The 13,735-nt window shown below is 59.9% G+C and carries 13 protein-coding genes; 8 read left to right on the top strand and 5 right to left on the bottom strand.

Annotated elements, in window-relative coordinates:
- The 4 genes from ftsY to ACQZ40_RS03985 all read right to left on the bottom strand — a co-directional run bounded on the left by ftsY (position 1) and on the right by ACQZ40_RS03985 (position 4,832).
- Complete coding sequence (gene ftsY, locus ACQZ40_RS04000) at positions 1-1,437, bottom strand: signal recognition particle-docking protein FtsY (protein ID WP_448747443.1); 1,437 nt, start codon at positions 1,435-1,437, stop codon at positions 1-3.
- Positions 1,438-1,469: 32 nt separating this feature from the next.
- Positions 1,470-2,744: a tRNA (N(6)-L-threonylcarbamoyladenosine(37)-C(2))-methylthiotransferase MtaB gene (gene mtaB, locus ACQZ40_RS03995; protein ID WP_448747442.1), complete on the bottom strand. Its 1,275-nt coding sequence runs from the start codon at positions 2,742-2,744 to the stop codon at positions 1,470-1,472.
- Positions 2,741-3,640 (bottom strand): diaminopimelate epimerase, encoded by a 900-nt coding sequence (gene dapF, locus ACQZ40_RS03990; protein WP_448747500.1) that lies wholly within the window; start codon positions 3,638-3,640, stop codon positions 2,741-2,743. The genes mtaB and dapF overlap by 4 nt, the downstream gene beginning before the upstream one ends.
- Before the next feature lie 121 nt (positions 3,641-3,761).
- The gene (locus ACQZ40_RS03985) at positions 3,762-4,832 is read right to left on the bottom strand and encodes an MBL fold metallo-hydrolase (RefSeq protein WP_065657034.1); all 1,071 of its coding nucleotides are present in this window, start codon (positions 4,830-4,832) and stop codon (positions 3,762-3,764) included.
- 326 nt (positions 4,833-5,158) lie between these two features.
- On the opposite strand from ACQZ40_RS03985, the gene ffh reads away from it, so the two are divergent.
- From ffh to trmD, 5 genes are all read left to right on the top strand, one after another.
- The gene (ffh, locus tag ACQZ40_RS03980; protein WP_448747441.1) at positions 5,159-6,730 is read left to right on the top strand and encodes a signal recognition particle protein; all 1,572 of its coding nucleotides are present in this window, start codon (positions 5,159-5,161) and stop codon (positions 6,728-6,730) included.
- Positions 6,731-6,740: 10 nt separating this feature from the next.
- The gene (locus tag ACQZ40_RS03975; protein WP_065656918.1) at positions 6,741-7,058 is read left to right on the top strand and encodes a chorismate mutase; all 318 of its coding nucleotides are present in this window, start codon (positions 6,741-6,743) and stop codon (positions 7,056-7,058) included.
- Between the two features lie 33 nt (positions 7,059-7,091).
- Positions 7,092-7,469, top strand: a complete 378-nt coding sequence (gene rpsP, locus ACQZ40_RS03970; RefSeq protein ID WP_003520510.1) for a 30S ribosomal protein S16 — start codon at positions 7,092-7,094, stop codon at positions 7,467-7,469.
- 120 nt (positions 7,470-7,589) lie between these two features.
- Positions 7,590-8,156 carry a ribosome maturation factor RimM gene (gene rimM, locus ACQZ40_RS03965; protein ID WP_448747440.1) on the top strand — a complete coding sequence of 189 codons (567 nt, stop codon included), beginning with the start codon at positions 7,590-7,592 and terminating at the stop codon, positions 8,154-8,156.
- A 4-nt stretch (positions 8,157-8,160) separates the two neighbouring features.
- Positions 8,161-8,859 (top strand): tRNA (guanosine(37)-N1)-methyltransferase TrmD, encoded by a 699-nt coding sequence (gene trmD / locus ACQZ40_RS03960; RefSeq protein ID WP_448747439.1) that lies wholly within the window; start codon positions 8,161-8,163, stop codon positions 8,857-8,859.
- Here the strand turns inward: trmD and ACQZ40_RS03955 are convergent.
- Positions 8,841-9,587, bottom strand: a complete 747-nt coding sequence (locus ACQZ40_RS03955) for a sulfite exporter TauE/SafE family protein (RefSeq protein ID WP_448747438.1) — start codon at positions 9,585-9,587, stop codon at positions 8,841-8,843. The genes trmD and ACQZ40_RS03955 overlap by 19 nt on opposite strands.
- A 265-nt stretch (positions 9,588-9,852) precedes the next feature.
- Here ACQZ40_RS03955 and rplS point away from each other — a divergent pair, with 265 nt between their 5' ends.
- The 3 genes from rplS (at position 9,853) to ACQZ40_RS03940 (ending at position 13,722) form a co-directional block, all read left to right on the top strand.
- Positions 9,853-10,392 (top strand): 50S ribosomal protein L19, encoded by a 540-nt coding sequence (gene rplS / locus ACQZ40_RS03950; RefSeq protein WP_059759847.1) that lies wholly within the window; start codon positions 9,853-9,855, stop codon positions 10,390-10,392.
- 290 nt (positions 10,393-10,682) lie between these two features.
- Positions 10,683-12,416, top strand: a complete 1,734-nt coding sequence (locus tag ACQZ40_RS03945; RefSeq protein ID WP_448747437.1) for a type I secretion system permease/ATPase — start codon at positions 10,683-10,685, stop codon at positions 12,414-12,416.
- Positions 12,409-13,722: an HlyD family type I secretion periplasmic adaptor subunit gene (locus ACQZ40_RS03940; RefSeq protein ID WP_220317728.1), complete on the top strand. Its 1,314-nt coding sequence runs from the start codon at positions 12,409-12,411 to the stop codon at positions 13,720-13,722. The genes ACQZ40_RS03945 and ACQZ40_RS03940 overlap by 8 nt, the downstream gene beginning before the upstream one ends.
- Positions 13,723-13,735 lie beyond the last annotated feature (13 nt).

Raw genomic sequence — 13,735 nt, 5'->3', positions numbered from 1 at the left:
TCAAACTCCCGCAATGGCCTTGGCGAAATCTTCCGCCTCGAAGGGCTCCAGATCATCAACACCTTCACCCACACCGATGAAATAAACCGGCAGCTTGTGTTTGGCAGCGATGGCAACGAGGATACCGCCCCGCGCCGTGCCATCCAATTTTGTCATAATCAGGCCCGAAACACCCGCGACATTGCGGAATATTTCTACCTGGTTCATGGCGTTCTGGCCGGTCGTCGCATCCAGCGTCTGCAGCACGGTGTGCGGCGCATCCGGATCGAGCTTGCCAAGCACGCGCACGATCTTTTCCAGCTCCGCCATCAGCTCCGTCTTGTTCTGCAGGCGACCGGCCGTATCGATGATGAGAACGTCGCTTTTCTGCGCCCGCGCCTGCTCATAGGCATCATAGGCAAGCCCCGCTGCATCCGCGCCAAGCTTGGTGCCAATGAATTGCGAACCGGTGCGGTCCGCCCAGATCTTGAGTTGCTCGATGGCCGCCGCGCGGAACGTATCGCCCGCCGCCAGCATGACCTTGAGACCCGAACCGGAAAGCTTGGCGGCAAGCTTGCCGATAGTCGTCGTCTTGCCCGTACCATTCACACCGACAACGAGAATGACATGCGGCTTGTGTGAAAGATCGAGTTCCAGCGGCTTGGCCACAGGCTTCAGGACCTTGGTGATCTCGCCCGCCATGATGCGCGCCACGTCCTCGCCGCTCACATCCTTGCCGTAACGCTCGGAAGACAGGGCGCCGGTGATGCGCATGGCAGTCTCGACGCCGAGATCCGACTGGATGAGAAGATCCTCCAGCTCATCAAGCGTATCCTCATCCAGCTTGCGCTTGGTGAAAAGCGCCGAAATCTGTGTGGTCAGCTGCGACGATGTACGGGCAAGCCCTGCCCGCAGGCGCTGAAACCATGTCAGTTTTACCTGCGGTGCGGCAGGGGCAGGCTCCTGCCGCTCACTGGCGGACGAAAAACCCTTTGGTAGAGCTGGCGGTGTAGCGGAGGGCTCGGCGGCAGTCGCGGCTTCGGCCTCGTCAAGCAGCGCATCCATCGCATCCGCATCCAGCACAACATCCGTTGCTTGGGGGGCAGATTCGACCTGCTCTTCGGCGGCTGCTTCCGCCTGTAGCAACGACAGCGGCACCACGCCCATATCGCCGGAAAGCTCGGCACCGGGCAGAAGCGGTGCGTCCTCTTCCTCGTCATCGTCGGGAAGGACCACGTCCGTCGCCTCGTCCGGGGCTGGTCCGCCGGCCGTCTCCATCTCCAGTTCGGAAACCGGGTCCTTATCGACAGGGCCATGCGCTTCGGCGTCACTTAGCGCCGCTTCGAAGGAAGCGTTTTCATTGCCGCGCTCAGGCGCGGTGTCCTCTTGCGGCCGGTCATTCGTTTCGGCCTTGTCCTTGCCGAACGAAAAGACTTTTTTGATGAAGCCGAGGGCCATGGTCGTTCCCGTGTGTTTTCTCTTGTGCCGCCTCAGGCCGCATCCGCCGCCAGAAGCTTCATGTTCAGATGTTTGCCGTTGTGGCCGGTAATCGCAACCTGCGCAAGAGTGCGCGGAGCAAGATGCGACGCCTCCACCAGCGTGAAATTGTCGGTATGGGCAAAACCGTTATTTTCAACGAGGATCGTCTGCACCGAACCGACCATATTTTGCATATGCGCCAGCTTCAGCGCCTCGCCGCGCTCCCGAAGCCTCGCCGCCCGCTCCTTCACCAAAGCCCGGTCGAGCTGCGGCATGCGTGCCGCGGGCGTCCCCGCACGCGGGCTGTAGGGAAAGACATGCAGGCTGGAAATGCCGCATTCTTCCGCAAGCGTCGCGGCGTTTTCGAACATCTCTTCCGTCTCGGTCGGAAAACCGGCGATCATATCCGCCCCGAAGGCGATATCGGGCCTCAGCAATCGCACCTCGTTGCAGAAGCGAATGGCATCAGCCCGCAAATGGCGGCGTTTCATGCGTTTCAGGATCATGTCGTCGCCATGCTGGAGGGACAGGTGCAGATGCGGCATGAAACGCGGCTCATCGGCAACAAGATCCATCAGATGGCGGTCGGCCTCAATACTGTCGATGGAGGAAAGCCGCAGACGCAGAATATCCGGCACCTGCTTCAGCAATGTCTTGGCAAGATAACCGAGGGAAGGTTCTCCCGGCAGGTCCGCACCATAGCTCGTTGCATCCACCCCGGTCAGCACGATCTCGCAATAGCCGCTTTCCGTCAGCCTGCGCGCCTGATCCACCACGGCCCCCATCGGCACGGAGCGGGAATTGCCGCGCCCATAGGGAATGATGCAGAAGGTGCAGCGATGATCGCAGCCGTTCTGCACCTGAATAAAGGCGCGCACATGCCCGTCGATGTGCTTCACCATCTGCGGCGCGGTCGCCTTGATGCTCATGATATCGTTGACGCGCAGCTTTTCTTCCGCCGAAACGCCGAAATCCGGCAGCGCACGATAGGAGGCGCTTTTCAGCTTCTCTTCATTGCCCAGCACCGCATCCACCTCGGGCATCTCGGCAAAGGTCTGCTTCTCGGTCTGGGCGGCGCAGCCGGTAACGATGATACGGGCATGCGGATTGTCCCGCCTTGCCCGGCGGATGGCCTGGCGTGCCTGGCGCACCGCCTCACCCGTCACGGCGCAGGTGTTGACCAGCACGGCATTGTTGAGCCCGGCCTTTTCGGCCTCCGCCCGCATCACTTCCGATTCATAGGTGTTGAGACGACAGCCGAAGGTTATGACCTCGACGCCGCTCATACAGCCCCCCGCTCGACCGCATCCCGCGCCCAGGAACCGGTGACGGGGTCGACCGAACCTGACCATTCCCACTCGGCAGGGCCGGTCATGATGACGTGGTTATCTTCACGCCAGTCGATCGTCAGCGGAACGCGAATGGGGCTAGAGGCCACATCGATAGTGACCTTTCGGCCGGTGCGGCCGGTGCGGGCAGCGGAAACAGCTGAAGCGCAGGCGGCGGAACCGCAGGCAAGCGTCAGTCCGGCGCCGCGCTCCCAGGTGCGGGTGCGCAGCGCGCTGTCGGAAATCACCTGCGCCAGCGTGATATTGGCCTTTTCCGGAAAGATCGGATGGTTTTCGAGAAGCGGTCCGAAACGTTCGAGATCGAACTCCATCGGATCGCGATCCACCCAGAAAATCGCATGCGGATTGCCCATGGACATCACGGCCGGCGAATGCAGGATCGGCGCATCGATCGGCCCGATCTGCAATTCGATACGGCTGGTATCGTGGAACTCTTCCGAAAGAGGAATATCGCTCCAGCGGAAACGCGGCAGGCCCATATCGACGGAAATCATGCCGTCTTCATGTTCGACGGCGTTGAGGATGCCAGCCACCGTCTGGAAAGTGAAACTGGTCTTGCCCGTTTCGGACGACAGCGCCTGCACCACGCAGCGCGTGCCATTGCCACAAGCCTGCGCCTTCGTGCCATCGCAATTGAGGATGTCGATAAATGCATCCGTGCCACTGACACGCGGATCGTGGATGGCCATGATCTGGTCGAACTGTGTGGCAGCATCGGCGTTCAGCGCAATCGCCGCCTCCGGCGTGACCATATCTTTACGGCCGCGCATGTCGACAACGAGGATCTTGTTGCCAAGCCCGTTCATCTTCGCAAATTCGACCGTATCCACCATTGCCCTAAACCTGAAAACCGTCTGAAAATCGGATTGCATAGGGGATTTCCCCGCGCTTTCGCCCTATATGGCGGAAAGGGCAGCAAATTACCAGACTGTTACGGCGCAAACGCGGCAGCGATCAGGCGGAAGGCACGTCGAAGACCTCGCCGGGGCGCATCGGCCGAAAACGGCTCTCCTCCACCCCCTGCTCTGTCAATGCGACCTTCAGGGCCGCAAGCGGTGCATCCACGGCCTCATCCGTCAACTGTACCGTACCCCAATGGTGCCCGCAGACATGCGCCGCACCGCAAAGCTTCATGCCTTCCACGGCTTCCGCCGGGTTCTGGTGCTGGCCCTTCATGAACCATCGCGGTTCGTAAGCGCCGAAGGGCAGGTTTGCGAGGCGGAAATCGCCGTGCTTCTTGCGCGCGGCGTGATAATTGAGACCTTCATGGAAGCCGGTGTCACCGATATGGTAGATTTTACCGCCGGGCGTTTCGATGACGAAGGCAGCCCATAGCGCCATGCGCCGGTCGTTCAGGCCGCGGGCCGACCAGTGATGGCACGGCTCGAAGTGGATTTTAACCGGCCCTGTCTCCACCACATCGCCCCAGTCGCCCACCTCGATGCGCGCCGCCTCGACCCCGGTACGGATGATGGCGTCATTGCCGAGCGGCGTGATGAAGAGCGGTTTGTGCGCGACATGCAGGCGCTTCAGCGTTTCCATATCCAGATGGTCGTAGTGATTATGCGTCACCAGCACCAGGTCGATGGGCGGCAGGTCCTCGAAACGGATGCCGGGCGCATTGACCCGTTTGGGACCGGCGAAACTGAACGGGCTGGTGCGCTGCGACCACACCGGATCGATGAGAATATTCAGCCCCGCCGTCTGGATGAGAAACGAGGCATGGCCGACGAAGGTGACGCGCATGTCCCTGCCTTCGATCCGGGCTTCCGGTTTTGCGAAGGGAAAAGGGCTCGGATAGCTTTCCGGCCATGTGGCGCGCTCGCCATTGAAGCGCCATTTCATAAGGCCCATGAAATTGCCGGGCGGCGAACCGCCGGGATTGAAGAAGCGCACCCCGTCGAAATGATCGGAGATCGGGCCGCTATAATAGGCGCTCGCGTTCGAACGGCGGGCATAGAGGCCCCCACCCGCCAGAGCGAGCAGACCAAGAGCGGAAAAACGAAAGAAGTTTCGACGTTTCATGACAAAGGTATAAGGAGCGAAAGGGGCCCGTTCAAGCGCCGTCAATGGCCGCCTGCGGCCAATCACGCAAAGATGAAATGCGGGCCTTTTTGGCCACAAACCCGCGCCGCCTTGACTTTTCCCGCACTTTCCTGTTTATCCCGCCCATCAGCTGGCAGTTTCATGACTCCAAGCCGCCGACCGGGACCCGCAAAGGTATAAAGAGATCCCGGAGGTCAACACCCGACAGCGCGATGCGCCCTCGGGTGCTTTTTGGCTTTGCGTCTTGTTTTTGGCAGCGAAAGCACCGACGTTTCGGAAACCCCGGAACGAAGAAGGAAGAAACGATGTTTGAAAACCTCCAGGACCGCCTTGGTTCCATTCTGAATGGACTGACCGGCCGTGGCGCGCTGACGGAAGCCGATGTTGCCGCCGCCCTGCGCGAGGTTCGCCGTGCGCTTTTGGAAGCGGACGTTGCACTGGAAGTCGTGCGTTCCTTCACCGACAGGGTGCGTGAAAAGGCTGTTGGTGCCGCCGTCCTGAAGTCGATCAAGCCCGGCCAGATGGTCGTCAAGATCGTGCATGACGAGCTTGTCGAGATGCTCGGCACCGAAGGCGTCTCCATCGATCTCAACGCCCCCGCCCCCGTCGTCATCATGATGGTGGGTCTGCAGGGCTCGGGCAAGACCACCACCACCGGCAAGATCGCCAAGCGCCTGACCGACCGCGATAAGAAGAAGGTGCTGATGGCATCTCTCGACACGCGTCGTCCGGCCGCCCAGGAACAGCTTCGCCAGCTTGGTGTCCAGACGAGCATCGACACGCTGCCGATCATTGCCGGCCAGTCGCCGACCGATATCGCCGCGCGTGCAGTGCAAGCAGCAAAACTCGGCGGCCATGACGTCGTCATTCTCGACACCGCCGGCCGCACGCACATCGACGAACCCTTGATGCTGGAAATGGCCGACATCAAGAAGAAGTCCAACCCGCATGAAATCCTGCTGGTCGCGGATTCGCTGACCGGTCAGGACGCCGTCAACCTGGCGCGCAACTTCGATGAGCGCGTCGGCATCACCGGCCTCGTGCTGACCCGTATGGATGGCGACGGACGCGGCGGTGCGGCTCTCTCCATGCGCGCCGTCACCGGCAAGCCGATCAAGCTGATCGGTATCGGCGAGCGGATGAACGAACTCGACGAGTTCCATCCGCGCCGTATTGCCGACCGTATTCTCGGCATGGGCGACATCGTCTCGCTGGTCGAGAAGGCCGCCGAAAACATCGATGCGGAAAAAGCCCGCGCCATGGCCGAGAAGATGGCCAAGGGCAAGTTCGATCTCAACGATCTCGCCGACCAGCTTGGCCAGATGAAGAAGATGGGTGGCATGGGCGGCATCATGGGGCTGATGCCCGGCATGGCCGGCATGAAGGACAAGATGGCTTCGGCCGGTATGAACGACAAGATGTTCGACCGCCAGATCGCCATCATCTCGTCCATGACCAAGGCCGAGCGCGCCAATCCGGATATTCTGAAACACAGCCGCAAGAAGCGCATCGCCGCCGGTTCCGGCACGGATGCCGCCGAAATCAACAAGCTCTTGAAGATGCATCGCGGCATGGCCGACATGATGAAGGCCATGGGCGGCAAGGGCAAGGGCGGCATCATGAAACAGATGATGGGCGGCCTTGCCGGCAAGATGGGCCTCGGTGGCATGATGGGCGGCGGTATGCCTGACCTTTCGAACATCGATCCCAAGCAGCTCGAGGCGCTCCAGAAGCAGGCGGAAGCCGCCGGTCTCGGCAAGCCGGGTGGAATGCCCGGCCTTGGCGGTCTGCCGGGCGGATTACCTGGTCTCGGTGGCGCAAAGCTGCCGGGTCTTGGTGGCATGCCGGGGCTTCCCGGTTTCCCGAAAAAGAAGTGAGGGCGCGCCAATGAACAATGCAGAGGTGAAAGCCCAGCTTTCCGAATACCGTCAGTCGATCGACAATATCGATGCCGCACTGGTTCACATTCTTGCCGAACGTTTCCGCTGTACCAAAGCGGTGGGCGTGCTGAAGGCAAAGTACAATTTGCCGCCGGCCGACCCGGCGCGCGAGGAATACCAGATCGAACGCCTTCGCCGTCTGGCGAAGGACGCCAATCTGGACCCGGATTTCGCCGAGAAGTTCCTGAACTTCGTCATCAAGGAAGTCATCCGGCATCATGAAGCAATCGCCGCCGAACATGGCGGTACCGAAAAGACCGCCTGAAAGGCGGACAAGCCATCCTAAGGAGTATATCACATGGCACTTAAAATTCGTCTCGCACGCGGTGGTTCCAAGAAGCGCCCGTATTACCAGATCGTCGTTGCTGACGCCCGTTCGCCCCGCGACGGCCGTTTCCTCGAGAAGGTCGGTTCCTGGAACCCGATGCTCGGCAAGGACAACCCGCAGCGCGTTGAGCTGAAGGCTGACCTCATCAAGGAATGGATCGCCAAGGGCGCACAGCCGACCGACCGCGTTCTGCGCTTCCTCGCAGAAGCCGGCCTTGCCGAGCGCGCCGCTCGCAGCAACCCGGAAAAGGCAAAGCCGGGCAAGCGCGCTCTCGAGCGTATCGCTGAAAAGAAGCAGAAGGCTGAAGATGCAGCCGCTGCTGCTGCGGAAGCCTCTGCTGCAGAATAATCTGCACGGAAACTTTTGAAGAACGGGTGGCGTGGTTTTCCATGCCGCCCGTTTTTTGTTTATTTTGGCGTCAACAAACCTTAAAGCTGACGCAACCAACACCAGAAGACGGACGGCCCGATGGCAAAGCTGGAAAACCCGGTACTCATGGCAAAGATCGGCGGCGCACAGGGCCTGCGCGGCGAAGTCCGTGTCAGCACCTATACGGCCGATCCGATGGCGCTCGGCGATTATGGCAACCTTGTTACCGCCGATGGCCGTGTTTTCGAAATTCTGGAAGTGCGCGAGGGCAAGAACGTCGTCGTCGTTCGTTTCAGGGGCATCAATGACCGCAATGCGGCGGAAAGCCTGAATGGGCTGGAACTGTTCATCGAGCGTGACAATCTGCCCGACGACGAGCTTGACGATGACGAATTCTATTATGCCGATCTCGAAGGGCTGGAAGCCGTCGATGCCGATGGCAAAAGTTATGGCGCCGTCAGCGCCGTCTATGATTTCGGCGCAGGTGATCTGCTGGAGTTGAAGGGCGCGGGCCGTCGCCCTGCTCTCATTCCCTTTTCGGAAGCGGCCGTGCTGGAAATCGACCTCGAAGCCGGTCGTATTCTCATCGATCCGATGGCCGCCGGCCTGATCGACAATCCTTACGACAAGGACGAAACCGGCGCATCGCCGTTCGGCAAGAAATAAAGTCATGACCTTCAAGGCTACCGTTCTGACGCTCTACCCGGAAATGTTTCCGGGGCATCTCGGATATTCTCTGGCAGGCAAGGCGCTCGAGCGAGCGCAATGGTCGCTGGACGCCGTACAGATTCGCGAATTCGCCACCGACAAACACAGAAGCGTCGATGACACACCGGCAGGTGGTGGTGCCGGTATGGTGCTGAAACCCGACGTTCTCGCGGCGGCCATCGACCATGTTTCGGATGGCGATACGCGGCCGCGGCTGCTGATGAGCCCACGTGGCAAACCCCTGTCGCAAAACCGTGTGCGTGAACTGGCGGCTGGAGAAGGCGCGATCATCGTCTGTGGCCGTTTCGAAGGCGTCGACCAGCGGGTGATCGAGGCGCGCGGGCTGGAGGAAGTGTCGATCGGCGATTACATCCTCTCCGGCGGTGAGCCGGCGGCGCTGACGCTTCTTGATGCCGTCGTCCGCATCCTGCCGGGCGTCATGGGCAACGATCTTTCCGGCGTGCATGAAAGCTTCGAGGGCGGACTGTTGGAACATCCGCACTATACCCGCCCGCAGGTCTGGGAAGGCCGCGATATTCCGGCCGTCCTCACCTCCGGCAACCACGCCGCCATCGACAAATGGCGGCACGAGCGGGCACTGGCGTTGACGAAGGAAAGACGCCCGGACCTTCTGGTAAAGGCTCAGGCTGAAACGAAATAATAGGCCGTCAGCACCAGCCCGACGGCGATCACCAGCCAGCGGATGATCCACTGCGGCACCCGCCGTGCCGTATGCACGCCCACATAGCCGCCAAGTGCGGCCGCAGGGAACATGATGAGCGCCGCCCACCAGGAAACGACGCCACCGCTGACGAAGATCGTGATTGCGATGACGGCGATCACGACTGACAAGAGGTTTTTCAGCGCGTTCAGATGATGGTAGATGCCGCCCGAGGTTATTCCGAGGATGGCCAGCATCATGATGCCCATGCCGGCACCGAAAAACCCGCCATAGACGGAAGCGAGACCCTGAAAGACGAGGCTCGGCAGATTGCCGGGCGAACGTTCGACGCTCGCCCTCGGCCGCAGCCACGGGCCGGCAGCGAAAACGGCGGTGGCCGCAAGAAGCAGCCATGGCACGAGCTGGCGGAAGGAAGGATTGTCGAGCGACAAAAGCAGCAGCGATCCGGCCAGCCCCCCGACGACTGAAACGGCCGACAGAAGGATCGCCTCGCGCCAATGGGCGCGGATTTCCGGCCCATAGGCGATCACGGAGGTGATGTAGCCCGGAAACTGCACGATGGCTGACGTGGCGTTGGCGACGATGGGTGGCAGGCCGGCCAGCGTCATCGCCCCAAAGGTCAGGAAGGTGCCGCCACCGGCAATCGCATTGACGACACCCGACAGAAAACCGGTGGCGAACAGCATGAGAATAATGAATATGGACATGGCCCCTCCCAAGGTTCCCATGCCATATCCGCCAGCGCGCCGCTTCGCAACTGCCGGAACACGGCGCGTAATTGATAAAATATTGTCATGAAAGGGATGACAAACGGCGCATCCTCGTGTATGTGCCCGCGTGGAAATGGGAAATATCCCAACCGAAAGCAAAGAATGGCGAACCCGCTCCTGCCGCAAGGCATGGTCTGAAGGCATTGACCGACAGACGAACCGTTGAGCGCTCTGGCTGTTTCAGAAGAAATCAGAGGTTAACATGACCAATATCATTCAGCAGCTGGAAGCCGAACAGGCCGCCAAGATCGAAGCAAAGCGCACCCTGCCCGAGTTTTCTCCGGGCGACACCCTGCGCGTCAACGTGCGCGTTACCGAAGGTAACCGTACCCGCGTTCAGGCTTACGAAGGCGTTTGCATCGCCCGTTCCGGCGGCGGTCTTTCCGAAAGCTTCACCGTTCGCAAGATCTCCTACGGCGAAGGCGTCGAGCGCGTATTCCCGATCTACTCCCCGCTGGTCGAAGGCGTTGAAGTCGTTCGCCGCGGTAAGGTTCGCCGCGCGAAGCTCTACTACCTGCGCGACCGTCGCGGCAAGGCTGCCCGTATCGTTGAGAACACCGGTACGCGCGCCCGCAAGCTGAACGAGTCCGAGCGTCAGGCACTTGCCGACGAGAAGGCACGTCTGGAAGCCGAAAAGGTAGCAGCAGCACAGGCTCTCGCCGCCGAGAAGGCAGCAGCCGAAGCCGCAGAAGCCAAGGCAGCGGAAGAAGCAGCAAAGGCTGCGGAAGCCACAGCGGAATAAGATTTCCATTTCGATGGATTGATTGAAAGGCGGTCTTCGGGCCGCCTTTTTTGTTGCGTGGATATAACGCAACAAAGCACGCATGCGGCTTGAAAGCCGCGTTTGGCGAGCATTGGCTGGCCGGAGAATATCGAAGCTCTTTCAATCATTTCCTTTGCGGAAAGATGCGGCAAATTTCGACCGGCGACAAATGCCTGCCTGATTTCTTGCTCGAGTGTTTTAACCAATCCTCGAACAGCATTGCCTAATTGCATTTATTGTGCGATTTTCTTGCTGTTTCAGGTGTTATTATGTTTTTATTTAATTCTTTTTTAACAAAAAATAAGTCCGCTTTTTTTGCCGTTGGTCTCGCCAGCGCGTTGATGAACATTCTTAATCTTTCCGGCTCGCTTTTCATGCTGGAAGTTTACGACCGCATTTTGCCAAGCAAGAGCATTCCATCCCTTGTGGCACTGGTCGTTCTCCTGATCGTTCTCTACGCGTTTCTGATGGGGTTCGACGCGCTGCGAGGCCGCATATTGGCACGCATTTCGGACAATATGGACGACGCTCTCAATCAGAAGCTTTTCAGGGCGTCGATCAGTGCGCCGCTCCTTGCCTCGGGAAAGATCGATGGGCTGCAGATCGTCGGCGATCTCGATCAGATCCGCCAGTTCCTCTCGGGACCAGGCCCGGCCGCCTTTTTCGACATTCCCTGGCTGCCCATCTATCTGCTGATCTGTTTTGCCCTGCATCCGTGGATCGGGTTCGCTGTGCTCGGCGGAGCTATAGTTCTCATCGTGCTGACGCTTCTTACGAACTGGCTGACCGAACGGGCGACAAAGCAGGCTTATACCGCACGAGGGCAAAGAAACGTCCTTGTCGGCAGCAGCCAGCGCAACATCGAATCCATCAAGACCATGGGCATGATGGGGGCGGTGACATCCATGTGGGACGAGCTACATTCCAGATACCGCGCCATCACCCTGTCAACATCCGATACTGCCGGCATGCTCGGCGCCATGTCGCGAACCTTCCGCCTGTTGCTGCAATCCGGCGTCATGGCCATCGGCGCCGTTCTCGTCATCGACGGCAATGCATCGGCGGGCAGCATCATCGCAGGGTCGATCCTCTCCGCGAAGGCGCTCGGCCCTGTCGAACATGCGATTGCAAACTGGCGCAGCTTCATGACCGCAAGACAGGGCTGGAAACGCGTCAACGAGTTCCTGGAACTGGTGCCCGAACCCTCGCAGCCGCTCTCCTTGCCCCGCCCGAAATATACCGTTGCCGTTGATCGGGTAACCGGTGGGCCACCCAATGGCGCGCGCGATACGGTCGCCGATATTTCCTTCACGCTGAACGCCGGCGATGGTCTCGGCATCATCGGCCCAAGCGCCTCGGGCAAATCCACACTGGCACGCTTGATGACCGGCATCTGGCCCTATGAACGCGGTTCCGTCCGCTTCGATGGGGCCGCGCTCAACCAGTGGGATTTCGAGTTTCTCGGCAAATCCATCGGCTACATGCCCCAGCAGGTGGAGCTGATGCCGGGGACCGTGGCGCAGAATATTGCGCGCTTCGACCGCGATGCGACGGCGGAAGCGGTTGTCGCCGCAGCCAAGGCCGCGCAGGTGCATGAGCTGATCCTGAACCTGCCCAAGGGTTACGATACCTATATTGGCGACCGTGGCGAGGCCTTGTCGGGTGGTCAGAAACAGCGCATCGGCCTTGCCCGCGCGCTGTTTGGCGAACCCTTTTTCGTCCTTCTCGATGAGCCGAACTCCAATCTGGACAGCGAAGGCGAAGCGGCCTTGCGCAATGCCATTGGCGACATCAGGGCGCGTGGCGGCATTGTCGTCGTCATTGCCCATCGCCCCAGCGCCATCGAAAGCGTCAATCTGGTGATGGTGATGAGCAACGGCCGAATGCTGCGCTTTGGCACCAAGGAGGAAGTGCTCGCGCAAATCCTGCGGCAGAACATCCGCCAGGTGCCTGAGGAGGAAGAAACGCGCAAGATTGAAAACCGGGTGAGCGAAAATGGTTGAGGCGGAAAAACCCGGTATGACGAATGCGTCCATTCTCAGGCACTCGACCGCGGTGGTCGTTCTCGCCCTTGGCCTGCTGGTCGGATTGGGCGGCTGGGCGGCTTTTGCAAAGCTTGCCGGCGCGGTGGTGGCCACCGGCCGGGTTGTCGTTGAAGGCAACTCCAAGAAAATCCAGCATCTTTCCGGCGGCATCGTCAGCGAGATCAATGTCGCCGAAGGCGACAGGGTCGAGGCAGGTCAGGTCCTGTTGCGGCTGAGCGCCACCGTCGTGCAGGCCAACCTCTCCATCGTCGAAAATACGCTTGCGCAGCTTTATTCGCGTCGAGCGCGTCTGCGTGCGGAAATTGCCGAGGCGCCGTCTTTCACCGTGCAGGAAGATCTGGCGGCACTGACGAGTTCGAAGGCGGCCAAGACCTTTATCGACAGCGAACAGAACCTTTTCAACAGCCGTCGCAACGCCTTGATCGGCATGAAAAAGCAGCTGGGAACACGCAAGGACCAACTCGCCGACGAGGCACGCGGCCTCGAGGTGCAGGTGGAGGCGACGGACAATGAGCTTGCCATTGTAAAGGAAGACGTTTCCAAGACGGACGAGCTTTTCAAAAAAGGGCTTGTCACACTTCAGCGCCTCAATCTCCTCAAGCGCCAGCTTTCCAATCTCGAAGGTCAGCAGGGCCAATACATCGCCGCCCGGGCACAGACAGTGGGCAAGCTGAGCGAACTGGACCTGCAATTGCTTCAGCTCGATGAAGACCGCAAATCGGAAGTCACGAAAGACCTGACATCGATCGAAGCGACCGTCGCGGAATATGAAGAGCGGCTGGCGGCAACGCGCGACCAGCTGGATCGCCTCGACATCCGCTCACCGATTGCCGGCCGCATCTACCAGCTCTCGGTGCACAATATAAATGGCGTCATTCAACCGGGTGAAGTGCTGATGCTGGTGGTGCCGGAGCAGGATGAGCTTGCCATCGAGGCCAACATAACCCCACGAGACATCGATCAGATTTACGTCGGGCAACCGGTCACCATTCGTTTCACGGCATTCAATCAAAGCACGACGCCGGATTTGAGCGCGCTAGTTGCTGTCGTCGCCCCCGATCTGCAGACAGATTCCCGAACTGGATCATCTTATTACGCGCTGCGCATCAAACCCGACAAGGCCGGAATGGGTCATCTGCCCGGCGGGAAATTATATCCCGGCATGCCAGCCGAAGTGTTCATACAAACCAGCGAAAGGAGTGTTCTTTCTTATTTTGTGAAGCCGTTCCAGGACAGGCTCAAAAAGACCTTCGTCCAGGAATAAACAGTTTCCATTG

The sequence above is a fragment of the Agrobacterium sp. 16-172Ci genome, assembly GCF_053522725.1.
This window is presented reverse-complemented; position numbering and strand designations above follow the sequence as displayed.

Excerpts from the sequence above, each read along its gene's own strand:
- ffh (WP_448747441.1), top strand. The coding sequence starts at position 5,159 with ATGTTTGAAAACCTCCAGGACCGCCTTGGTTCCATTCTGAATGGACTG.
- trmD (WP_448747439.1), top strand. The coding sequence starts at position 8,161 with ATGACCTTCAAGGCTACCGTTCTGACGCTCTACCCGGAAATGTTTCCG.
- rplS (WP_059759847.1), top strand. The coding sequence starts at position 9,853 with ATGACCAATATCATTCAGCAGCTGGAAGCCGAACAGGCCGCCAAGATC.
- ACQZ40_RS03975 (WP_065656918.1), top strand. The coding sequence starts at position 6,741 with ATGAACAATGCAGAGGTGAAAGCCCAGCTTTCCGAATACCGTCAGTCG.
- ACQZ40_RS03955 (WP_448747438.1), bottom strand. The coding sequence starts at position 9,587 with ATGTCCATATTCATTATTCTCATGCTGTTCGCCACCGGTTTTCTGTCG.
- dapF (WP_448747500.1), bottom strand. The coding sequence starts at position 3,640 with ATGGTGGATACGGTCGAATTTGCGAAGATGAACGGGCTTGGCAACAAG.
- rimM (WP_448747440.1), top strand. The coding sequence starts at position 7,590 with ATGGCAAAGCTGGAAAACCCGGTACTCATGGCAAAGATCGGCGGCGCA.
- ACQZ40_RS03945 (WP_448747437.1), top strand. The coding sequence starts at position 10,683 with ATGTTTTTATTTAATTCTTTTTTAACAAAAAATAAGTCCGCTTTTTTT.
- ACQZ40_RS03940 (WP_220317728.1), top strand. The coding sequence starts at position 12,409 with ATGGTTGAGGCGGAAAAACCCGGTATGACGAATGCGTCCATTCTCAGG.
- ftsY (WP_448747443.1), bottom strand. The coding sequence starts at position 1,437 with ATGGCCCTCGGCTTCATCAAAAAAGTCTTTTCGTTCGGCAAGGACAAG.
- rpsP (WP_003520510.1), top strand. The coding sequence starts at position 7,092 with ATGGCACTTAAAATTCGTCTCGCACGCGGTGGTTCCAAGAAGCGCCCG.
- mtaB (WP_448747442.1), bottom strand. The coding sequence starts at position 2,744 with ATGAGCGGCGTCGAGGTCATAACCTTCGGCTGTCGTCTCAACACCTAT.
- ACQZ40_RS03985 (WP_065657034.1), bottom strand. The coding sequence starts at position 4,832 with ATGAAACGTCGAAACTTCTTTCGTTTTTCCGCTCTTGGTCTGCTCGCT.